Genomic DNA, 20,558 nt, shown 5'->3' on the forward strand with positions numbered 1-20,558 from the left:
CTCCTGAACGCACCTTGTTCAGCAGCCTCCTAGGCGGTGCGGATGCGGATCTCGCTCAGCCCAAGAGGGAGCGGACCGCCTCGCGGGCCGCGGTCGGGTCGTCGGCGGCGAGCGCGGCCTCGGCGGCCTCCTCGCAGAGCTGGTACGGCGTGGTGGCCAGCCGGGCGCCGACGGCGCGGACGGAGGTCGCGGCCATCGACAACGAGGTGACGCCCATGCCGACCAGCACGCACGCGAGCAGCGGGTCGGCCGCGGCCTCGCCGCAGATGCCCACGGGCTTGTGGGCGTTGCGGCCGGCCTCGGCGGTGATCGCGACCAGCTGGAGGACGGCCGGCTGCCAGGGGTCGGTGAGGTGCGCGAGGTCGGTGGCCATCCGGTCGGCGGCCATCGTGTACTGCGTCAGGTCGTTGGTGCCGATCGAGAGGAAGTCGACGGACCGCAGGATCCGGTGCGCCAGCAGCGCCGCGCTCGGCACCTCCACCATCACGCCGGCCCTGAGCCCGCGAGCATGGACCTTGTCGGCGAACTCCTCGGCCTCCGCGACGGTCGCGACCATCGGCGCCATCACCCACGCCTCGGTGCCGGTGTCCTGCGCCGCCCGGGCGACCGCGTCGAGCTGGCGGTCCATCAGGCCCGGGTTGTCGAAGGACAGCCGCAGCCCGCGGACGCCGAGCGCGGGGTTCTCCTCGCCCTCGAGGGTGGCGAAGGCGACCGGCTTGTCCGAGCCGGCGTCGAGGGTGCGGACCACGACGTAGTCGTCACCGCCGAAGGCGGACAGCACCTCCCCGTAGATCGCGGCCTGCTCCTCCACGGACGGCTCTTCCTTGCGGTTGAGGAAGCTGAGCTCGGTGCGGAACAGCCCGACGCCCTGCACCGGCGCCTCGGCGGCCGCGCGGGCGGACGCACCGTCGGCGACATTGGCGAGGATCTTCACCGCGACGCCGTCGGCGGTCCGACCCGGACCGGTCCAGGACGCGAGAGCGGCCCGCCGCTCGACGTCGGCCGCGACCCGGGCCGCGGCGTCGGCGGCGCCGGTCTCGACCGTCCCGGCGACGCCGTCGACGAGCAGCAGCGTGCCGTCGGCGAGCGCCATCGCGCCGGCGACGCCGACCACGCACGGGATCGCGAGCTGGCGGGCGATGATCGCGGTGTGGCTGGTCGGGCCGCCCCGCTCGGTGACGAGCGCCAGCACCAGCGCGGGGTCGAGCCCGGCCGTGTCGGAGGGCGCGAGATCCTCGGCGACGAGCACGCACGGCGCCTCCGGCCGTCCGACGCCCGGCTCCGGCTCGCCGACCAGGTGCGCGGTCACGCGTCGCTCGATGTCGCGCAGGTCGGTCACCCGCTCGGCCATCAGGCCACCCATGCCGGTGAAGACGGTGACGAACTGCTCGACCCCCGCGTGCACGGCCGACAGCAGGTCGTCACCGGAGCGGAGGTGCTTGCGGACGGCGCCGCGCAGCCCCTTGTCGCGCGCCAGCCCGGCGCTCGCGGTCAGCACCTTCGCGGCGTCGCCGGTGGCGGCCCCGGCGGTGCGGAGGAAGGTGTCCGCGACGGCCTGCGCGGCGGCGTCGTACGCCTCGAGGGCGGCGTCCGCGTCGGCGAACTGGCCGCTGTCGAAGCGGGCGATCGCCTCGGCGGACACCTCGTTGCGCACCACGAGTGCGGGAGCGTGCGCGACACCCGGGACGACCGGGGTGCCGCTGAGGACTGCGCTGGTGACCATGCTCACAAGTGAAGCCTCTCAGACCCTTGACAGTCAACATATACGGGCGTAAAACAACACATACACAGATTGGCGGGAGGATGGGATGAGCTTGTACGCCGAGGAGCGCCAGCAGGCGATGGCGCAGCTCGTCACGGCCGAGGGGCGGGTGTCGGTGGCCGCGATCGCGGAGCAGTTCGACGTCACGACCGAGACCGTCCGGCGCGACCTGTCCGCCTTGGAGCGGATGGGCCTGGTCCGCCGGGTCCACGGCGGCGCCGTCCCGGCCACCGCCCTCGCGGCGATCGAGGCCGGCCTCGGCGAGCGCGACCTGGCCAACACCGACGCCAAGGACGCGATCGCCCGCGCGGCGACCGACCTCCTGCCGGCGGCGGACGGCACCGTCCTCATCGACGCCGGCTCGACCACGAACCGGCTCGCCGGGGCGCTCCCCCGCGACCTCCGCCTGAGCGTCGTCACGCACGCGGTCCCGGTGGCCGCCCGGCTGGCCGGCAGTGCCACGATCGATCTCCACATGCTCCCCGGCCGCGTGCGCGCCACGACGCAGGCCGCGGTCGGCGCCGACACCGTCACCGCCCTGAGCCGGCTGCGCGTCGACGTCGCCTTCGTCGGTACCAACGGCATCAGCCTCGGCCACGGCCTCTCCACCCCCGACCGCGAGGAGGCCTCGGCCAAGCGGGCCATGGTGGCCGCCGCGCGGCTCGTGGTCTGCCTCGCCGACTCGGCCAAGATCGGCGCCGAGTCCCTGGTGCGCTTCGCCGAGATCACCGAGGTCGACGTTCTGGTCACCGACGCCGGCATCGCCGACGTCGACCGCGCGTCGCTCGAGCAGGCCGGCGTCGAGGTCGTGGTCGCGTGATCCTCACCCTCACCCCCAACCCCAGCCACGACCGCACGGTCGCGCTGGGGGGCACGCTCGAGCGCGGCGCCGTGATCCGCGCCGAGTCGGTGATCTCCCAGGCGGGCGGCAAGGGCGTCAACATCTCGCGCGCGGCGGTCGCCGCCGGCATCCCGTCGATCGCGGTGCTGCCCGCGCCGCCGGACGACCCCTACGTGCACGAGCTGCTCGCCGCCGGCATCGACTGCCGTCCGGTCGAGACCGCGGGGTCGCTGCGGGTGAACATCACGATCAGCGAGCCCGACGGCACCACCACCAAGCTCAACTCCCCCGGCCCCACGGTCACCCGCGAGGTGCTCGACGCGCTCGCCACGTCGCTGCGCCTGCGCGCGGCCGCCGCCGACTGGGTCGTGCTCGCCGGCTCCCTGCCGCCCGGCGCCTCCGCCGGGTGGTACGCCGAGGTCGTCGGCGTCCTCCGCGCGGCCGGTGGGCGGATCGCGGTCGACACCAGCGACGCCCCGCTCCGCGCGCTGGTCGACGGCCTCGACACAGCCGCGCCCCACCTGGTGAAGCCCAACGGCGAGGAGCTCGCGTCGTTCACCGGCGGCGACGCCGACCTGCTCGAGTCCGACCCGCTGGCCGCCGCGCGCGCCGCCCGCACGCTCGTCGACCGCGGCGTCGAGACCGTGCTGGCGACGCTGGGGCCGCACGGCGCCGTACTCGTGAACGGCGACGGCGCCTGGCACGCCACACCCCCGCCGACGACCGTGGTGAGCACGGTCGGCGCCGGCGACTCCAGCCTCTTCGGCTACCTCCTCGGGGACCTGCGCGAGCAGGACCCCGCCCACCGACTCGCGCTCGCCGTCGCCTACGGCAGCGCGGCAGCCGGCCTGCCCGGCACGACGATTCCACAACCCCACCAGGTCCGCTCCGAGCTCGTCACGGTGCGCGCCCTGGACCTCACCCAGGGAGGGTGACGATGTCCGAACTCATCCACGCAGGGCTGGTGCGTCTCGACGCAGACCTCGGCTCCGACAAGCACGACGTGATCCGTGCGCTCGCAGAGGTCGTCGACGACGCCGGCCGCGCGACCGACAAGGACCGTCTGGTCGAGGACGCGTTCGCCCGCGAGGCGACGTCCGCGACCGGCCTCCCCGGCGGCATCGCCATCCCCCACTGCCGCACCGAGGGCGTCGCCGAGCCCGTCCTCGCGTTCGCGCGCCTGGCGCCGAGGGTCGACTTCGGCGCCAAGGACGGCCCGGCCGACCTGGTCTTCCTCATCGCGGCTCCGGCGGGTGGCGACAACACCCACCTCCAGCTGCTCACGAAGCTGGCCCGGGCACTGGTGCGCAAGGACTTCACCGACGCGCTCCGCAGCGCCGGCTCCGCCGACGAGGTCGCCGCGCTGGTGACCGAGGTCGTCGGCGCCGCGCCGGCTCCGGCTCCGGCTCCGGCGGCACCGGCGCAGGCCGAGGCGCCGAGGCAGGCCCGCCGCCTGGTCGCGGTCACCGCCTGCCCGACCGGCATCGCCCACACCTACATGGCCGCCGAGGCCCTCGAGGCCGCCGCCGAGCGGGCCGGTGTCGACCTCCAGGTCGAGACGCAGGGCTCGGCCGGCGCGAAGCCGCTCAGCTCCGAGACCATCGCCGCGGCCGACGCGGTGATCTTCGCCGTCGACGTCGGCGTGCGCGACCGCCACCGCTTCGCAGGCAAGCCGGTGGTCTCCTCCGGCGTGAAGCGCCCCTTCGACCAGGCCGACCAGATGATCGCCGAGGCCCTGCGGTACGCCGACGACCCGAGCGCCCCGCGCGTCGAGGGCTCCGGCGGCGCCCCGGCCGACCATGCGGCGTCCGGCGCCGGCGAGAGCTGGGGCGGCCGCATCCGCCGCGTGCTGATGACCGGTGTGTCCTACATGATCCCGTTCGTCGCCGCGGGCGGCCTCCTGATCGCGCTCTCGTTCCTCTTCGGCGGCTACGACATCACCGGCCCGGCCGGCCAGATCGTCACGTCCAACACGATCTGGAACCTGCCGGACCTCCAGGAGTTCGGCCTCACCCACGCCCTGCTCGACAGCAGCTTCTTCGCCTACATCGGCGCCGTACTCCTCGTGCTCGGCGCGACGGCGTTCAAGTTCCTGGTGCCGGCGCTGGCCGGCTACATCGCCTATGCCATCGCGGACCGGCCCGGCATCACGCCGGGCTTCGTGATGGGCGCGCTCGCCGTGGACCTCGGCGGCTTCGGCATCGCGCAGAGCGGATTCCTCGGCGGCATCATCGGCGGCGTGATGGCGGGCCTGCTGGCCCTGTGGATCGGGCGCTGGCGGGTCCCCAGCGCCGCGCGTGGCCTGATGCCCGTCATGGTCATCCCGCTGATCGCCACGCTGATCGGGGGCTTCGTCATGGTCGCCGTGCTGGCGAAGCCGCTCGGCTGGCTCATGGGCCAGCTCACCGAGGGCCTCAACAGCATGACCGGAGGATCGGCTGCCCTGCTCGGCGTCATCCTCGGTCTGATGATGGCCTTCGACATGGGCGGGCCGCTGAACAAGGTCGCCTACCTCTTCGCCACCACCGGACTCACGGCCGTGGCGAGCGTCCCGGGCAACCCGGCCGAGCTGCAGGTCATGGCCGCGGTCATGCTCGCGGGCATGGTGCCCCCGATCGCGCTGGCCCTCGCCACCGTCGTACGCCCGAGCCTGTTCAACGCCCCCGAACGCGAGAACGGCAAGGCCGGCTGGCTGTTCGGAGCCTCCTTCATCACCGAGGGCGCGATCCCGTTCGCCGCGGCCGACCCGTTGCGCGTGATCCCCGCGATCATGCTCGGCTCGGCCGTGACCGGCGGCCTGTCGATGGCCATGGAGGTGGGAGTCCGTGCCCCGCACGGTGGCATCTTCGTGCTCTTCGCCGTCGACAACATCCTCGGCTACTTCATCGCGCTGATCGCCGGCGTCGTCGTCGGCGCGATCGCCGTGATCGTCCTCAAGTCCATCGGCAGCAAGGACCCCGAGCCCGCCGAGCGCGAGCTCGTCACCGCCTAAGGAGAACGCATGCCCAGCAAGACCGTCGCCGTCGGCTCCTCCGTCGGCCTGCACGCCCGCCCCGCCCAGATCATCAGCGAGGCCGTCGAGGAGCTCGACGTGGAGGTCCTCATCGGCCTCCCCGGTGACGAGCCGGTCGACGCCAGCTCGTCGCTGCTGATCATGACCCTGGGCGCCGGTCCCGGCGACCAGGTCGAGGTCTCATCCGACGACCAGGCCGCGCTCGACGCGATCGTGGCCCTCGTCGAGAAGGACCTGGACGCCTAGCGCCCGGGCATGGACCTCGGCGCTGTCGATGACCGGCAACGGGCTGTCGTCGGCGCGGACCAGCAGGCCGATCTCGGTGCACGCCAGCACGACGGCGTCCGCACCGAGGTCGGCCAGCCCGCGGATCACGCCGAGGTAGACCTCGCGTGACGCTGCCCGCACGACGCCCTGGGTGAGCTCATCGAAGATGATCTGGTCGACGACCTCCCGCTCAGCGACGCCCGGCACGACCGCGGCGACGCCGTGGTGGGCCAGCCGGTCGGTGTAGAACGACTCCTCCATGACCCACGAGGTGCCGAGGATGCCGAGCGTCCGCCAGCCGCGGCGCGCGGCCTCGGCGCCGACGGCGTCGGCGATGTGCAGGAGCGGTACGCCGAGGGCGTCCTCGACCTGCGGCGCCACCTTGTGCATCAGGTTGGTGCAGATGGCCACCGTGGTCGCCCCGCCCTGCTCGCACCGGCGGCCGGCCTCCGCGAGCAGCGCGGCAGCGCGGTCCCAGTCGCCGTCGACCTGGCACTGGCGGATCTCCGCGAAATCCAGGGACTGGAGGGCGATCCGCGCGGACGCGTGGCCGCCACGCGCCGCGGCCACCATCTCGTTGATGATCCGGTAGTACGTCATGGTCGAGTGCCAGCTCATGCCGCCGATCAGGCCCACCGTGTTCATGCCGACCATCGTGCGGGCCGGCGGATCTCTCAGGTAGCCCGATGTTGCCGAGAGCCGACCCCAGCCCTTCTAATACCTGCATGGACCCGCGGCGTGTGCTGCTCTTCCGGGCGGTCGCCCGCTCGGGCTCGCTGAGCGCCGCCGCCCGCGAGCTCGGGACGACCCAGTCCGCGGTGAGCCAGCAGCTCAGCCAGCTCGAGCGCGAGGCCGGCGGACCCCTGCTGGTGCGCACCGCCCGCGGCACCACGCTCACCGAGGCGGGCACCGCGCTGCTCGCCCGCGCCGACGCCGTGCACAGCGCGCTCCACCTCGCGAGCGAGGAGCTCGCGGCGTACTCCGAGCTCCGCGCCGGAACCGTCCGGCTGGCCGCCTTCCCGTCCGGGGCCGCGACCCTCGTGCCGCCCGCCGTCCGCAGCCTCCACGACGACCATGCCGGCGTCGAGGTGACCCTCGTCGAGACCGAGCCCCCGGAGGCGTGGAGCGCCGTGCTCGCCGGCGACGTCGACGTCGCCCTCGTCTTCGGGTACGACGGACCGCCCGCCGAGGACGGCGCGCTGGCCTGGGTGCCGCTCGGCGTGGAGGCCACCCACCTCGTGCTGCCGCCGGACGCGGGCGCGCCGAAGCGGATGACGTCGCGCTGGCTGGCCGAGCAGGGCTGGGTCGCCGGCTGCGAGCGCTGCCGCCAGCACCTCGTCGCGAGCTGCCGCGAGGCCGGCTTCGAGCCGCGGCTGCTGCACGAGAGCGACGACTACGTCGTCGTGCAGAACCTCGTGGCCCACGGTCTCGGGGTCACGGTGCTCCCGGGGCTGGCGCTGACCGCGTTCCGGCACCCCGCGGTCGAGGTGCGCCCGGCGCCGGGCTTCGGCGAGCGCCACGTCGGCATGGTGCACCGGCCGGGCGCGGAGAACGTGCCGGCGATCCGCGCGCTCATGGAGCGCTTCCAGGCCGGCGCGGCGAGCGTCCTCGACTACCCGCGCTCGCGCAGCTCGAGGTAGACCGCGCGCATGCCGACGGCCCGCTCGAGCTCGCGGGTGACTCCGGAGAAGAACTGGGTGCGGTAGGTCTCGTCGGTCACCGTCGACACGGTCAGGTAGAGGCCGGAGAACGCTGCGAGGAACACCGAGACCTGGACCAGCCCCCGCGAGGTGGTGAACTCCGGGTCGGTCTGCCACGCCGACACCACCGGGTCGGTCATGATCAGCGAGCCGAACAGCATGAGGAACGCGAACACCCCGACCGCCAGCAGCAGCACCTGGACGAACTGCACGACCACCAGCACCAGGATCAGGTTCCAGCGCTCGAAGCCGGTGACCTCGGCGTGTGCCGCGGGGTCGGCCTCCGGGTCCTCCACCATCGCGCGGGCGGGGCCCTCCAGCGGCGTACCGGCGCAGGCGCGGAGCAGCAGGGCATCGTCGACGTCGTCGTCGGCGCGGTCGACCTCCTCGGGCAGCCGGACCAGCAGGAAGCCGGCGCCCAGGGCCGAGAACAGCAGCACGACCAGCCACAGCGCGCCGACGGTGAGGTTGGAGCCCACCTGCCACATCTCGGTGTTGATGAACAGGAACGTGATCGCGAGCAGCAGCAGCGGCAGCGCCCGCGTGATGCTCGGGAGCAGTCGCCGCAGCGAGCCGAACGTCCGGCTCAGGCCCCAGCCCACGATCGACCGGGCCCGCAGCGCCGTCAGGGCGTACCAGAGCGCCGCGGCGAGCACGATCGCCAGCAGCACCGCCGGTCCGGCGGAGATCTCGTCGGCGAACCACGCCAGCGCCACGCCGGCCGCCACCGCGACCACGAGGACGCCGATGAGCAGCGGCAGGGTCCGGCCGGGCCGGAGGGCCGTGCGGACGGCCGCCCGCTCGGACGGCACGAAGTACGGGAGACCGTGCTTCAGGAACCAGGCCTCCGCCTCGCGCAGGTCGCCCTCGGTCACGTGAGCAGCTCGCGGGCGCGGGCGACGTCGTCCTTCATCTGCTCGACGAGCGCCTCGACCGAGGCGAACGCGACCATGCCGCGCAGCCGGTCGACGAAGCTCACCTCGACCTCGACGCCGTACAGCTCGAGGTCGCTGCGGTCGAGCACGTAGCTCTCCACGCGGCGGTCGCGCACGCCGTCGAAGGTCGGGTTGGTGCCGACGCTGATCGCGGCCGGGAACGCCTCGCCGGTGTCCATCCGGCGCAGCCACCCGGCGTACACGCCGTCCGGGGGTACGGCGGTGAGCGCGTCGGTCGGGACGTTCGCGGTCGGGTAGCCGAGCTCGCGACCACGCTTGTCGCCCTCGACCACGGTCCCCCGCACCGAGTAGGGCCGGCCGAGGGCCTCCGCGGCGCCGGCGACGTCGCCGGCGGCCAGGCTCATGCGCACGTAGGTCGACGACCACACCTGCGGGCCACCGTCGAGCGGGATGCCCTCGGCGGTGAAGCCGTGGCGCTCCCCCACCTCGCGCAGCGACGCGACGTCGCCGGCCGCGCGGTGGCCGAAGCGGAAGTTCGCGCCCACGACGACCGCGCTCGCGCGCAGCCCGTCGACGAGCACGCGGACGGCGAACTCCTCGGGGGTCCAGGACGCGACGTCGCGGTCGAACGGCACCGCGAGCACCGCGTCCGCCCCCGCCTGGCCGAGCAGCTCGGCGCGCACCTCCAGCGAGGTGAGCGTGGTCGGGGCGTGCTCGGGGCGCAGCACCGCCATCGGGTGCGGGTCGAAGGTGACCGCCACGACGGTCAGCCCGCGGTCGTCGGCGATCTCGCGGGCGCGGGACACGACGTGCCGGTGGCCGAGGTGCACCCCGTCGAAGTTGCCGATGACGACGACCGTCGACCCGAGGTCGTCCGGCACCTCGTCGAGGGATCGCCAGATCTGCACGGCGAGAACACTATCGGGGGTCACCCGGTGAACACGGCGACGGGGCGGGCCCGTCCGTCCCTCGGCTCGTACAGGGCGAGGAACGAGCCGTCCGGGGCGAAGACCGCGGTGAGTCCGGCCAGGTCGAGGTCGAGCGGCCGCCCGACCCGCACGTCGCCCGCCTGGCGCTCGTCGAGGTCGACCGCGGGGAACGCCGCGCGGGCGGCCTCGGCGATCGGCAGCAGCGTGAACTCGTCGGCGAGCGCGTCGAGCGTGTGGGCGTCCGCGAGGGCGTAGGGCCCGACCGCCGTACGCCGCAGCGCGGTGAGGTGGCCCCCGACCCCGAGCCGGGCGCCGAGGTCGCGCGCGATCGCGCGGATGTAGGTGCCGCTGGAGCAGCGCACCGACACGTCGAGCTCGGTGTGCGCGGACACGCGCACGTCGGTCACCGTCAGCTCGTGCACGGTGACCGGCCGGGCCTGCAGCTCGACCTCCTCGCCGTCGCGCACGCGCTGGTAGGCCCGCTTGCCGTCGACCTTGATCGCGGACACCGCGGTGGGCACCTGGAGGAGGTCACCGACGAACTCGGCCGCGGCCGAGCGGATCGTGGCCTCGTCGAGGCCGTCGGTGGCGAGCGCGGCCGTCACCTCGCCCTCCGCGTCGTCGGTCGTCGTCGCGACACCCAGCCTGATCGTCGCGTCGTAGGCCTTCTCGGTGAGCATCAGGTGGCCGAGCAGCCGGGTGGCCCGGTTGACGCCCAGCACCAGCACGCCAGTCGCCATCGGGTCCAGCGTGCCGGCGTGGCCGACCTTGCGGGTGCCGGCCAGCCGGCGGACCCGGGAGACGACGTCGTGCGACGTCATCCCGCCGGGCTTGTCGACGACGATCAGACCGTCGGTCACTCGTCGTCGAGGTCGTCGTCGTGGTCGGTGTCGAGGTCGGCGTCGTCCCCGACCTCGCGCGGCTTCTTGTACGGGTCGGCCTCGCCGGCGTACGTCGCGCCGCGCCCGGCCGCGAGCGCCTCGTCCTGCGCCTTGGCCCGCGCGAGCACCTCGTCGAGGTGCCGGGCGTTCTCCGGCAGCGCGTCGTGGATGAAGGTCAGCGTCGGCGCGTGCCGCATCCCGAGCTGCTTGGCGACCTCGGAGCGCAGCAACCCCTTGGCCGACTCGAGCGCGGCCGCCGACGCCGCCCGCGCGTCGTCGTCGTCGGCGCTCGCGTCGAGGACGGTGTAGAAGATCGTGGCCTGCTGGCTGTCGCCAGTCACCCGCACGTCGGTGATGGTGACGAAGCCCAGCCGCGGGTCCTTGATCCGGCGCTCCAGCATCTCCGCGACGATGACCTGGATCCGGTCGGCGATCTTGCGGACGCGAGGGTTGCTCATGGTTCCTTCTTACTCCTCCACGCCGAGTCGGCGCTGTCTCAGCCTGTAGAAGTGCCGAGTCGGCGCAGTCTCAGCCCCGGGGGGATGAGACTGCGCCGACTCGGCGGTGAATCAGCCGCGGGGGATCTCCCGCATCTCGAACGCCTCGACGACGTCGCCTTCCTTGATGTCCTGGAAGTTGCGCAGCACCAGACCGCACTCGAAGCCCTCGCGGACCTCGGACGCGTCGTCCTTCTCGCGCTTGAGCGACGCGAGGTCGAGGTTGTCCGCCACGACGGAGCCGTCGCGGATGACCCGGACCTTGGCGTTGCGGCGGATGACGCCGCTGGTGACCATGCAGCCCGCGATGTTGCCGACCTTGGACGAGCGGAAGATCGCGCGGATCTCCGCCTGGCCGAGGGTCGACTCCTCGTACTCCGGCTTGAGCATGCCCTTGAGCGCGGCCTCGATCTCCTCGATGGCCTGGTAGATGACGGTGTAGTACCGGATCTCCACGCCCTCACGGTCCGCCAGCTCCGTCGCCTTGCCCTGCGGGCGGACGTTGAAGCCGATGATGATCGCATCGGAGGCGGCGGCCAGGTCGACGTTGGTCTCGGTGATCGCTCCGACACCACGGTCGATGACCCGGATGCCGACCTCGTCGCCGACGTCGATCTTGGCCAGCGCGTCCTCGAGCGCCTCGACCGAACCGGACACGTCGCCCTTGAGGATGAGGTTGAGCTCCTGGCTCTCGCCCTTCTCCATGGAGGCCATGAAGTCCTCGAGGGTACGGCGCACGCGGCGCTTCGCCTGCATGGCGGCCCGCTCGCGGGCCTCCCGCTTCTCGGCGATCTGGCGCGCCATCCGGTCGTCGTCGACCACGATGAAGTTCTGGCCGGCGCCGGGGACGGCGGACAGGCCGAGCACCATCGCCGGACGCGACGGACCGGCCTCGCTCAGCTCGTTGCCGAACTCGTCGAGCATCGCGCGGACACGGCCGTGGGCCGGGCCGGCGACGATCGAGTCGCCCACGCGGAGCGTGCCGCGCTGGACCAGGATCGTGGCGACCGGGCCGCGACCGCGGTCCAGGTGCGCCTCGATGACCAGACCCTGCGCCTCGCGGTCCGCGTGCGCCCGGAGGTCGAGCGACGCGTCGGCGGTGAGCACGATCGCCTCGAGCAGCTTGTCGAGGTTGAGCTCGGACTTGGCCGAGACGTCGACGAACATCGTGTCGCCGCCGTACTCCTCGGGCACCAGGCCGTACTCGGTCAGCTGGCCACGGACCTTGGTCGGGTCCGCTTCCGGCTTGTCGATCTTGTTGACCGCGACCACGATCGGTACGCCGGCCGCCTTGGCGTGGTTGAGCGCCTCGACGGTCTGCGGCATCACGCCGTCGTCCGCCGCGACCACGAGGACCGCGATGTCCGAGGACTGCGAACCACGGGCACGCATGGCGGTGAACGCCTCGTGACCCGGGGTGTCGATGAACGTGATGCGGCGGTCCTCGCCGTCGACGTCGGTGTGCACCTGGTAGGCACCGATGTGCTGGGTGATGCCACCGGCCTCGCCCGCGACGACGTTCGCGCTGCGGAGCGCGTCGAGGAGCTTGGTCTTGCCGTGGTCGACGTGACCCATGACGGTGACGACCGGCGGACGGATCTCGAGGTCGCTCTCGTCGGTGTCCTCGTCGTCGCCGAACTCGATGTCGAAGGACTCGAGCAGCTCGCGGTCCTCGTCCTCCGGGGACACGATCTGGACGACGTAGTTGAGCTCCTCGCCGAGCAGCTCGAGGGTCTCGTCGTTGACGGACTCGGTCGCGGTCACCATCTCGCCGAGGCTGAACAGCATCTGCACCAGCGAGGCGGCGTCGACGTTGATCTTCTCGGCGAAGTCGGTCAGGGACGCGCCGCGGGGCAGCCGGACGGTCTCACCGTTGCCCTTCCGGACGCGCACGCCGCCGATCGTCGGGGCCTCCATGGCCTCGAACTCCTGGCGACGCGCCCGCTTCGACTTGCGGCCACGGCGCGACGGGCCACCCGGGCGACCGAAGGCACCCTGGGTCTGGCCGCGCTGGCCGGGACGGCCACCGCCGGGACGGCCACCGCCGCTGGGGCCGAAGCCACCGGGACGACCCGGAGCGCCGGCACCGGCGCCGGCACCGCCGCCGGGACGACCCGGAGCGCCACCGCGGCCCGGGGCACCGCCCCGGCCGGGAGCACCCGGACGACCGGGGCCACCGGCGGCGCGGCCACCGGGGCCACCGCCGAACGCGGCCGGGGACTTCGGCATCATCGCCGGGTTCGGGCGCGGCATGCCGGGACGGGCGCCGGCCGCCGGCGGACGCGGCGGGCGGTTGTCGCCGCCACCGGTCGCCGGAGCGGGACGCTCGCCCTGGGACGGACGGCTGCCCATGCCCTGGCTGGACGCGAACGGGTTGTTGCCGGGGCGCGGAGCGCCGGGACGGCCCACGGGCCGCGGGGCGGGCGCCTTGGGACCCGGGGCCGCAGGGGCGGCAGGTGCGGCCGGGGACGCCGGGGCGGCGGGGGCCGCGTCAGCGGCGGGCGCCTCGGGCTCGGCCGGGGACTGGTCGGCCTTGGGGGACGGCTTCGGGCCCGGCTTGGGCGCGGCCTTCCTGGCCGGTGCGGGGGCCTCGGCGGCCTCCTCCACCGGCGCAGCCGGCGCCGCGGCGGGCACCTCGGCCTCCGGAGCGGGGACAGCGGCCTTCTTGGCCGGAGCCTTCTTCGCCGGGGCCGCCTCGACCGGCCTCTCCTCGGTGGCGGCGCCACCGGAGGAGGCCGTCTGGGCCTTCAGCTTGTCGCCGTACTCCTTGCGGAAACGCATCTCCGCAGGCAGCTCGACGGTCGAGCTCGCCGACTTGACGAACTCCCCCATCTCCTTGAACTTCTCGAGAACGAACTTGCTCTCGACGCCGAACTCCTTGGCGAGTTCGTGAACTCGGGTCTTAGCCACGCTTCTCCTTCTGGCCTCGAACCCGGGTTCCGGGGGTAGATCGAGACCGTTAGTGGGTGTGCACGCTCATCGCGAAGTACTCATCGAGTGCTCATGAGCTGCTGCTCCAGTTTCTGTCGGTCAACGGTGTGGTCAGTCGGCTGCGAGGTAGTCCCCCACCGGTGCGCTGGAGAGCCCGGTCGTGACCCGGAGGGCCCGCCCGAACGCCTTCCGGCGCACCGCGAGGTCGTAGCACTCGGTCGTGGGGTGCAGGTGCGCCCCGCGGCCGGGTGTGGTGCCCTTCGGGTCCGGTACGACGGCCGGGTGGCCGTGCGCATCCGAGCCGACGGTCACCCGCAACAACTCAGCCTTGGCGGCTCGTGTCCGGCACCCGACGCAGGTCCGGACGGGTCCCGGGCATGCAGAAGAGATGTGTTCACTCGCCACTGGCGATCACCCTACCGCGCACCGGCCACCTATTTCGAACCGGGGCGTGCCGACCTACCTCGTCAACGACCGGCCGGTGCTGCGCATTCCGCCGGAGCTGGCCGTCGGCCGATGAGCGGCCGATCAGCGGTCGATCAGCCGCTCGCGGCGGCCGGTCGGGCCGGCGCCGACGAGGTGCATCACTCCTCGGAGGGCGCCTCGTCGGAGCGGATGTCGATCCGCCAGCCGGTCAGGCGGGCGGCGAGGCGGGCGTTCTGCCCCTCCTTGCCGATCGCCAGCGACAGCTGGAAGTCGGGCACGACCACGCGGGCCGACTTGGCGTCGGCGTCGACGATCTCCACCGAGGTGACCCGGGCCGGCGAGAGCGCGTGCGCGACCAGCTCACCGGGGTCCTCGGACCAGTCGACGATGTCGATCTTCTCGCCGTGCAGCTCCGACATCACGTTGCGGACCCGCTGGCCCATCGGGCCGATGCAGGCGCCCTTGGCGTTGACGCCCGGAGCGGTCGACTTCACCGCGATCTTGGTGCGGTGGCCGGCCTCACGGGCGATCGCGGCGATCTCGACGGTGCCGTCGGCGATCTCGGGGACCTCGAGCGCGAAGAGCTTCTTCACGAGGTTGGGGTGCGAGCGCGACAGCGCGACCTGCGGGCCGCGCATGCCCTTGCGGACCGACACGACCAGGCACTTGATGCGCGTGCCGTGCTCGTAGCGCTCCCCCGGCACCCGCTCGCCGACCGGCAGCAGCGCCTCGAGCTTGCCGAGGTCGACCATCACGTCGTCGGGGTTCCGGCCCTGCTGGATGATCCCGGAGATGATGTCGCCCTCCTTGCCGGAGAACTCGCCGAACCGGATGTCGTCCTCGGCGTCGCGCAGCCGCTGGAGCATGATCTGCTTCGCGGTGGTCGCCGCGATCCGGCCGAAGCCCTCGGGAGTGTCGTCGTACTCGCCGACGGTGTTGCCCTCGTCGTCCAGCTCCGCGGCCAGCACGGTCACGTGGCCGGACTTGCGGTCCAGCTCGACCCGCGCCTTGTCCTGGGCGCCCGCCGTCTTGTGGTACGCCGTGAGGAGCGCCTGCTCGATCGCCTCGACGAGCACGTCGAAGGAGATCTCCTTCTCGCGCTCCAGCATCCGCAGGATGCTCATGTCGATGTCCATCAGGCTTCCTCCTCTTCCTCGGTGCGGCGGTTGAACTCCACCTGCACCAGGGCCTTCTTCACCTCGGCGTACGCCACCGTGCGCGTCCTACCGCTGACCTCGATCGTCGCCGCGTCGTCGTCGGACTCCAGGATCCGGCCCGTGGCCGACGAGCCGTCGGCGAAGGTGACCTTCACCAGCCGGCTCGCGTTGCGGCGCCAGTGGCGCGGCAGCGTCAGCGGGCGGTCGACGCCGCGCGAAGTGACCTCGAGGGTGTAGGGCTGCTCGCCCATCACGTCGCCGTCGAGGACGCGGTTCACCTCACGGGTCGCCTCGGCGACCTCGTCCAGGGTGACGCCACCGTCCTTGTCGACGGCGACCCGCAGGATCCGGCGCTTGCCGGCCGGGGTGATCTCGACAGCCTCGAGGTCGAGGCCCAGGGCACGGAGGGGGTCGTCGAGCTCTGCCTCGATCCGGTCCCGGGTGGTGTCCTGGTTGGCACTGCTCACGGGTGCGCGACCTCCTTGTGCTGTTGTTGATCGTCCACCTTAGCGGCTGCGGGGCGAGTCGCCAGAAGTGCGGATAGGGTCGGCGCCGTGTCCGCCGGTCCTCGCCTTCCCCGCCGCGCCGCGCTGGCCCTCGGCGCGGCCGGGCTGGTCGCCGTGGCGGGCTGTGACGACGGCTCCGAACCACCCGTCCCGCCGCCCTCGCCGACGCCCGACGCGGACGAGACGCTGGTCGACGAGGTGCTCGCGGAGATCACCGCGGTGTGGCGCCTGACGGCGTCCCGGCCCGAGCTCGCGGCCGTCCACGAGGCTCACATCTCAGCGCTGGAAGGCGAGATCGATCCCGCGGTCGTACGCCGCCGGGTGGACGCCGCCGTCCTGCGGCAGCGCGAGAAGCAGCTCCGGGCCGCGCTGGTGTCCGCCGCGCTCGCCGCGGAGAGCGGCGAGCTGGCCCGGCTGCTCGCCTCGATGTCGGCGGCCGTCTCCCAGCGGCTGGTGGTGCTGTGAGCGAGGTCGAACCGCTCCAGACCACCTTGGCCGCCGAGCACGCCGCGGTCTTCGTCCTCGGCGTCCTCGGGGGCCGCACCTCACGCTCGGTGACGCCGGCGCTCTTCGGCGCGGTGTCGGCGGCGTACGCCGCGCACCGGGCCCGGCGCGACCAGCTGGCGCGCGAGATCACCGATCTCGGCGGGACGCCGGTCGCCGCCGACGCGGCCTACGAGACGCCGCGGCCGCTGGACACCCCCGACCAGGTCACCGCGGCTGCCCTGGAGGTCGAGCGCAGCTGCGCGGCGACGTACTCCTGGCTGGTGGCGAACACCGCCGGGCAGAACCGGAGTCGGGCGATCGCGGCCCTGAATGAAGCAGCGGTCCGCGAACTCGTCTTCCGGGGAACTCCCGAGATGTTCCCCGGGGCAAACGAGTACGCGGACCGCTGAGGCCTGGAGGCCGGTGAGCCGCACCCCGCCGGGATGTGGGGGGACTGGCGGGGTGACTGCTCTTGCAAAAGCATGCAACAGACCGGGAGAGGGTGCGAGGGGAACGACACCTCACCTTTCTGCATTGCACAAAGGTGCAGAGCTCAGGACCACTGTCGGACGACGGCGGCGATGTCCGCCAGCCGGTCCACGACGGCGTCCGGCTCGCCTTCGGTGTGACCCACCTGCTCGGCCGGGATCCGGCTGTGCGGCACGTGGATCGCCCGCAGCCCGGCGTTCTGCGCGCCGTACACGTCGTCGAAGAGCCGGTCTCCCACGTAGACGCAGCGAGCCGGGTCCGTGGCGCCCACCGCGTCCAGGGCGGCGTGGAAGGCGTGCGGCGACGGCTTGGTCCACGGGACCTCGCTCGTGTAGACGTCGCCGTCGATCAGGTCGAGCACGCCGTCGCGACGGAAGAAGCTCTCGTGCCACGCACGCGGCCAGATCGTGTTGGAGAGGACTCCGACCTTGATGCCCTGCTCGCGCAGCGCCGTGAAGAGCGGCGCGACGTCGGGATCGGTGAGCGTGTGCGGCTCCCAGAACTCGTAGTAGGCCTGCAGGAGCTCCGGGTCGTGCTCGAGGCCGGCCTCGGTGAAGAGGTCGGCGATCGTGGCGCTGCGCTGCTGGTCGCGGGAGCGGCCCCAGATCGTGCTGCCGGCCGCGTGCAGCCGCTCGCGGGAGACCTCGACGTCGTGGTCGGCGTTGACGACCGCCTGGGCGAGCGCCAGCGACTCCGCGTGGAAGTCGATGTCGTGCCAGGCCGTGAGCGTGCCGCCCCAGTCGAAGACGACCGCCTGGATCATGCGCGCACGAGGCGTACGACGTGGTCGACCACGTGGTCGGCGTGCACGTCCTCCCGGGTGCCGGTGGCGCGGTCCTTCACCTCGACCGTGCCGTCGACCAGGCCCTTGCCCACGACGACGATGGTCGGGACGCCGATCAGCTCGGCGTCCTTGAACTTCACGCCGGGGCTGACCTTGCCGGCGCGGTCGTCGTAGAGAACCTCGATGCCGGCCTTGTCGAGCTCGTGGGCGATCCGCTCGGCGGCCGCGAACACGTGCTCGTCCTTGCCGGCGGCGACCAGGTGGACGTCGGCGGGCGCGACCTCGCGCGGCCAGGCAAGGCCGAGCTCGTCGTGCGTGCCCTCCGCGATGGCCGCGACGGCGCGGGAGGCCCCGATCCCGTAGGAGCCCATGGTGACGGTGACCAGCTTGCCGTTCTCGTCGAGCACCTGGAGACCGAGGGCGTCGGCGAACTTGCGCCCCAACGCGAAGATGTGGCCCATCTCGATCCCGCGCGCGGTCTCGAGGACCCCATCCCCGTGAGGGCACGGGTCGCCGGCGCGCACGTCCGCGGCCTCGATGATGCCGTCGGGGGTGAAGTCGCGGCCGGCGACGAGGTCGAGCACGTGGCTGCCCGGGGTGTCGGCCCCGGTGACCCACCGGGTGCCCTCGACCACGCGGGGGTCGACCAGGTAGCGGATGCCGGACTCGTTCTTCTCCCCCAGCACCCCGGGTCCGATGTAGCCCTTGGCCAGGGTCGGGTGCTTCTTGAACTCGGCCTCGTCGAAGGCCTCGATCTCGGCCGGGTAGACCTGCGCGTCGAGGCGCTTGAGGTCGACGTCGCGGTCCCCGGGCACGCCGATCGCGAGAGGCTCGCGAGTGCCGTCGGGGTGGTGCAGCATCACCAGGACGTTCTTGAGCGTGTCGGCGGCCACCCACGGGCGGTCGTCGCGGGGGAACGCGTCGTTGAGGTGGTTGACCAGCGTCTCGATCGTGGGCGTGTCCGGCGTCTGCTCGGCGTGCGCGGCGGGCGCGTCGTCGTACGGCACCGGGCTCGGAGCCGGGACCCTCACGGCCTCGACGTTGGCAGCGAAGTCGCAGGTCGAGCAGCGGACGTAGGTGTCCTCGCCGTTGTCGGCGCGGGCGAGGAACTCCTCCGACATGGAGCCGCCCATGGCGCCCGACATCGCCGACACGATGACGTACTCGAAGCCGAGCCGGTCGAAGATCCGGATGTAGGCGTCGCGGTGCTTCTGGTAGCTGGTCTCGAGGCCGGCGTCGTCGGCGTCGAAGGAGTAGGAGTCCTTCATGACGAACTCGCGGCCACGCAGGAGGCCGGCCCGGGGGCGCGACTCGTCGCGATACTTCGTCTGGATCTGGTAGATCGAGAGCGGCAGGTCCTTGTACGACGAGTAGAGGTCCTTCACCACCAGGGTGAACATCTCCTCGTGCGTGGGGCCGAGCAGGTAGTCGGCGCCCTTGCGGTCCTGGAGCCGGAAGATGTTGTCGCCGTACTCGGTCCACCGGTTGGTGGCCTCGTAGGGCTCGCGGGGCAGCAGCGCGGGGAAGCTCAGCTCCTGCGCGCCGATGCCGTTCATCTCCTCGCGGATGACGTTCTCGATGCGGCGCAGGACCTTGAGGCCGAGCGGCAGCCAGGTGTAGATGCCCGGCGCGGCACGGCGGATGTATCCGGCGCGGACGAGGAGCTTGTGCGACGGCACCTCGGCGTCCGCCGGGTCGTCCCGGAGGGTGCGCACGAACAGGCTCGACATCCGCATGATCATGCGGAGAAGGCTAGGCGGTGCCCCGCCGGTCTTACCAACCGGTCAATGAGAACCTGACCCGACCAGCACCGGCCGCGCCGTCACCACCCGCAGTCCCTCCGGTGTCCCCGGGATCGTCACCGTGCCGTTCACCGCACGCCACGGCCCGCCGCCCACCCGGAACTCCGCCGCGTACGTCGTGTCCACACTCGGACTCACCCGCCCCCTGCTCAGATAACGATGGGTGACCTCCAGGTCCGGATACCTCGCCCCCGGCTCCGTCGTCCGCCGGGTCTCCCCGTCCCCGAACCGCCACCCGAACGACACCGGCCAGATCCGCAACTCCACCCGCCGACCCAACAGCCTGACCGTCCGCATGAACTCGCCGGGCTCGGTGTAGAAGTTCGTCTCGAAGTTCACCAACGTCCGCCCACCCGGCGGCTGCACCACCAGCTCCGACGCCGGCAGCGGGATACGGCGGAACGCGGCCGCCACCATGCCGGGGCTGACCTCAGCTTGCTGCGGCGGCTCGCCAGCCACAGGGCAATTCCTAACGGCGTTGGTCAGAGCGCCACTCGCCGTCACGTACGTCGTCAGCGTCATGATGTCGCCGCTGTCGCACGTGTCGACGACGCCACATGTCTGAGCGCCGCCCAGGGCGCAGACAGGCACTGTGAAGCTGTCGACAATGGGGTCGGTCGACGTCAACGTCTGCACACTTGAGTCGCTTCCCGACAAGGCGGATCCAGCTGCCGCCGTGAAGGCTTCGTTCCCTGCCGCTACCTGCGGTTCCGGTTTGCCCGGCCCGGGAACTGCGGCGGCCCGGTCGACGAAGAGCAGCGATAGGAGCAAGACCGCCACACACAGCCCAACCGGCGGCGGTCTCACTGCTCCCCCACCAAGAGGACACGCCAACCAGATGACGTGTGCTTGAGGATGGTCTGATAGGCGAGATCCCCGGCCTCGTAGTGGATGTCGCGGGACTCGCCCGGGTAGTCAACGACCTGGGAGCTGTTGGTCAGGGTGAAGATCACGAGCACCCGCTGGCTCGAATCAGCCAAGAACCGAGCCTGCAGATCCGAGATCGCCCCCTCCCCGCCACGGATCTCTCCACCCGCGCTGTAGATCTCAGTGATCGACTTGATTCCCGCCTCGCACGTCACACAGTTCTGCCCGAGAGACCGCAGAGAAGCGACGTTCCCGCTCTGCTGCGCGTAGTCGACCAATTCCCAGTAGAACTTCACGAACGCCTCAGCAGCGGCGGCATCCGAG

At 72.4% G+C, this 20,558-nt stretch carries 21 protein-coding genes; 7 read left to right on the plus strand and 14 right to left on the minus strand.

From position 1 onward, the window contains the following. Window positions 1-55: 55 nt before the first annotated feature. Window positions 56-1,723 carry a phosphoenolpyruvate--protein phosphotransferase gene (gene ptsP, locus ACYQ0U_RS06920; protein ID WP_459970904.1) on the minus strand — a complete coding sequence of 556 codons (1,668 nt, stop codon included), beginning with the start codon at window positions 1,721-1,723 and terminating at the stop codon, window positions 56-58. Window positions 1,724-1,808: 85 nt separating this feature from the next. Here ptsP and ACYQ0U_RS06925 point away from each other — a divergent pair, with 85 nt between their 5' ends. From ACYQ0U_RS06925 to ACYQ0U_RS06940, 4 genes are read left to right on the plus strand one after another with little or no spacing between them, the layout of a single operon-like run. After that, window positions 1,809-2,582, plus strand: a complete 774-nt coding sequence (locus tag ACYQ0U_RS06925; protein ID WP_459970907.1) for a DeoR/GlpR family DNA-binding transcription regulator — start codon at window positions 1,809-1,811, stop codon at window positions 2,580-2,582. Continuing rightward, complete coding sequence (locus ACYQ0U_RS06930; protein WP_459970910.1) at window positions 2,579-3,538, plus strand: 1-phosphofructokinase family hexose kinase; 960 nt, start codon at window positions 2,579-2,581, stop codon at window positions 3,536-3,538. Before ACYQ0U_RS06925 ends, ACYQ0U_RS06930 begins: the two co-directional genes overlap by 4 nt. 2 nt (window positions 3,539-3,540) lie before the next feature. Further along, on the plus strand, window positions 3,541-5,595 hold the full coding sequence (locus ACYQ0U_RS06935) for a PTS fructose transporter subunit IIABC (RefSeq protein ID WP_459970912.1): 2,055 nt from the start codon (window positions 3,541-3,543) through the stop codon (window positions 5,593-5,595). 9 nt (window positions 5,596-5,604) lie between these two features. Further along, a complete protein-coding gene (locus ACYQ0U_RS06940; RefSeq protein ID WP_459970915.1) occupies window positions 5,605-5,862 on the plus strand; it encodes an HPr family phosphocarrier protein in 258 nt (85 codons plus the stop codon). Here ACYQ0U_RS06940 and ACYQ0U_RS06945 read toward each other — a convergent pair. Then, window positions 5,797-6,528: an aspartate/glutamate racemase family protein gene (locus tag ACYQ0U_RS06945; RefSeq protein WP_459970917.1), complete on the minus strand. Its 732-nt coding sequence runs from the start codon at window positions 6,526-6,528 to the stop codon at window positions 5,797-5,799. The genes ACYQ0U_RS06940 and ACYQ0U_RS06945 overlap by 66 nt on opposite strands. Before the next feature lie 80 nt (window positions 6,529-6,608). Between ACYQ0U_RS06945 and ACYQ0U_RS06950 the strand changes: the two genes are divergently transcribed. Next, a complete protein-coding gene (locus ACYQ0U_RS06950) occupies window positions 6,609-7,523 on the plus strand; it encodes a LysR family transcriptional regulator (protein WP_459970919.1) in 915 nt (304 codons plus the stop codon). On the opposite strand, the gene ACYQ0U_RS06955 is transcribed toward ACYQ0U_RS06950, so the two are convergent. The 8 genes from ACYQ0U_RS06955 to rimP all read right to left on the minus strand — a co-directional run bounded on the left by ACYQ0U_RS06955 (window position 7,496) and on the right by rimP (window position 15,767). Continuing rightward, window positions 7,496-8,458 (minus strand): hypothetical protein, encoded by a 963-nt coding sequence (locus ACYQ0U_RS06955; RefSeq protein ID WP_459970921.1) that lies wholly within the window; start codon window positions 8,456-8,458, stop codon window positions 7,496-7,498. The two genes, ACYQ0U_RS06950 and ACYQ0U_RS06955, sit on opposite strands and share 28 nt — an antisense overlap. Then, the gene (locus tag ACYQ0U_RS06960; RefSeq protein ID WP_459970923.1) at window positions 8,455-9,387 is read right to left on the minus strand and encodes a bifunctional riboflavin kinase/FAD synthetase; all 933 of its coding nucleotides are present in this window, start codon (window positions 9,385-9,387) and stop codon (window positions 8,455-8,457) included. The genes ACYQ0U_RS06955 and ACYQ0U_RS06960 overlap by 4 nt, the downstream gene beginning before the upstream one ends. Before the next feature lie 20 nt (window positions 9,388-9,407). Next, a complete protein-coding gene (gene truB / locus ACYQ0U_RS06965) occupies window positions 9,408-10,229 on the minus strand; it encodes a tRNA pseudouridine(55) synthase TruB (protein ID WP_459970963.1) in 822 nt (273 codons plus the stop codon). Between the two features lie 35 nt (window positions 10,230-10,264). Continuing rightward, complete coding sequence (gene rbfA, locus ACYQ0U_RS06970) at window positions 10,265-10,747, minus strand: 30S ribosome-binding factor RbfA (protein WP_459970924.1); 483 nt, start codon at window positions 10,745-10,747, stop codon at window positions 10,265-10,267. 111 nt (window positions 10,748-10,858) lie between these two features. Beyond that, the gene (gene infB, locus ACYQ0U_RS06975; protein ID WP_459970926.1) at window positions 10,859-13,696 is read right to left on the minus strand and encodes a translation initiation factor IF-2; all 2,838 of its coding nucleotides are present in this window, start codon (window positions 13,694-13,696) and stop codon (window positions 10,859-10,861) included. A gap of 132 nt (window positions 13,697-13,828) precedes the next feature. Continuing rightward, a complete protein-coding gene (locus tag ACYQ0U_RS06980; protein ID WP_459970928.1) occupies window positions 13,829-14,122 on the minus strand; it encodes a YlxR family protein in 294 nt (97 codons plus the stop codon). 179 nt (window positions 14,123-14,301) lie between these two features. Further along, window positions 14,302-15,279: a transcription termination factor NusA gene (nusA, locus tag ACYQ0U_RS06985; RefSeq protein ID WP_459970931.1), complete on the minus strand. Its 978-nt coding sequence runs from the start codon at window positions 15,277-15,279 to the stop codon at window positions 14,302-14,304. Next, complete coding sequence (gene rimP, locus ACYQ0U_RS06990; protein WP_459970933.1) at window positions 15,279-15,767, minus strand: ribosome maturation factor RimP; 489 nt, start codon at window positions 15,765-15,767, stop codon at window positions 15,279-15,281. Before rimP ends, nusA begins: the two co-directional genes overlap by 1 nt. An 87-nt stretch (window positions 15,768-15,854) precedes the next feature. Between rimP and ACYQ0U_RS06995 the strand changes: the two genes are divergently transcribed. Both ACYQ0U_RS06995 and ACYQ0U_RS07000 read left to right on the plus strand, forming a co-directional pair. After that, window positions 15,855-16,271, plus strand: coding sequence for a hypothetical protein (locus ACYQ0U_RS06995; protein WP_459970935.1), 417 nt, complete (start codon window positions 15,855-15,857; stop codon window positions 16,269-16,271). Further along, window positions 16,268-16,702, plus strand: a complete 435-nt coding sequence (locus ACYQ0U_RS07000) for a DUF4439 domain-containing protein (protein WP_459970937.1) — start codon at window positions 16,268-16,270, stop codon at window positions 16,700-16,702. The genes ACYQ0U_RS06995 and ACYQ0U_RS07000 overlap by 4 nt, the downstream gene beginning before the upstream one ends. 143 nt (window positions 16,703-16,845) lie before the next feature. Here ACYQ0U_RS07000 and ACYQ0U_RS07005 read toward each other — a convergent pair whose 3' ends face one another. The 4 genes from ACYQ0U_RS07005 to ACYQ0U_RS07020 all read right to left on the minus strand — a co-directional run. Next, window positions 16,846-17,544, minus strand: coding sequence for an HAD family hydrolase (locus ACYQ0U_RS07005; RefSeq protein ID WP_459970939.1), 699 nt, complete (start codon window positions 17,542-17,544; stop codon window positions 16,846-16,848). Continuing rightward, entirely contained in the window at window positions 17,541-19,307 is a 1,767-nt protein-coding gene (locus tag ACYQ0U_RS07010; RefSeq protein WP_459970941.1) for a proline--tRNA ligase, read from the minus strand. Before ACYQ0U_RS07010 ends, ACYQ0U_RS07005 begins: the two co-directional genes overlap by 4 nt. 42 nt (window positions 19,308-19,349) lie before the next feature. Beyond that, a complete protein-coding gene (locus tag ACYQ0U_RS07015) occupies window positions 19,350-20,147 on the minus strand; it encodes a hypothetical protein (protein WP_459970944.1) in 798 nt (265 codons plus the stop codon). A 23-nt stretch (window positions 20,148-20,170) separates the two neighbouring features. Next, a partial coding sequence (locus tag ACYQ0U_RS07020; protein WP_459970947.1) for a DUF6318 family protein occupies window positions 20,171-20,558 on the minus strand: 388 nt, incomplete at its 5' end.

The sequence above is a fragment of the Nocardioides pyridinolyticus genome, assembly GCF_054653575.1.

Excerpts from the sequence above, each read along its gene's own strand:
- ACYQ0U_RS06935 (WP_459970912.1), top strand. The coding sequence starts at position 3,541 with ATGTCCGAACTCATCCACGCAGGGCTGGTGCGTCTCGACGCAGACCTC.
- ACYQ0U_RS06945 (WP_459970917.1), bottom strand. The coding sequence starts at position 6,528 with ATGAACACGGTGGGCCTGATCGGCGGCATGAGCTGGCACTCGACCATG.
- ACYQ0U_RS06950 (WP_459970919.1), top strand. The coding sequence starts at position 6,609 with ATGGACCCGCGGCGTGTGCTGCTCTTCCGGGCGGTCGCCCGCTCGGGC.
- ptsP (WP_459970904.1), bottom strand. The coding sequence starts at position 1,723 with ATGGTCACCAGCGCAGTCCTCAGCGGCACCCCGGTCGTCCCGGGTGTC.
- rbfA (WP_459970924.1), bottom strand. The coding sequence starts at position 10,747 with ATGAGCAACCCTCGCGTCCGCAAGATCGCCGACCGGATCCAGGTCATC.
- ACYQ0U_RS07010 (WP_459970941.1), bottom strand. The coding sequence starts at position 19,307 with ATGATCATGCGGATGTCGAGCCTGTTCGTGCGCACCCTCCGGGACGAC.
- ACYQ0U_RS07005 (WP_459970939.1), bottom strand. The coding sequence starts at position 17,544 with ATGATCCAGGCGGTCGTCTTCGACTGGGGCGGCACGCTCACGGCCTGG.
- truB (WP_459970963.1), bottom strand. The coding sequence starts at position 10,229 with ATGACGTCGCACGACGTCGTCTCCCGGGTCCGCCGGCTGGCCGGCACC.
- nusA (WP_459970931.1), bottom strand. The coding sequence starts at position 15,279 with ATGGACATCGACATGAGCATCCTGCGGATGCTGGAGCGCGAGAAGGAG.
- ACYQ0U_RS06940 (WP_459970915.1), top strand. The coding sequence starts at position 5,605 with ATGCCCAGCAAGACCGTCGCCGTCGGCTCCTCCGTCGGCCTGCACGCC.
- ACYQ0U_RS06925 (WP_459970907.1), top strand. The coding sequence starts at position 1,809 with ATGAGCTTGTACGCCGAGGAGCGCCAGCAGGCGATGGCGCAGCTCGTC.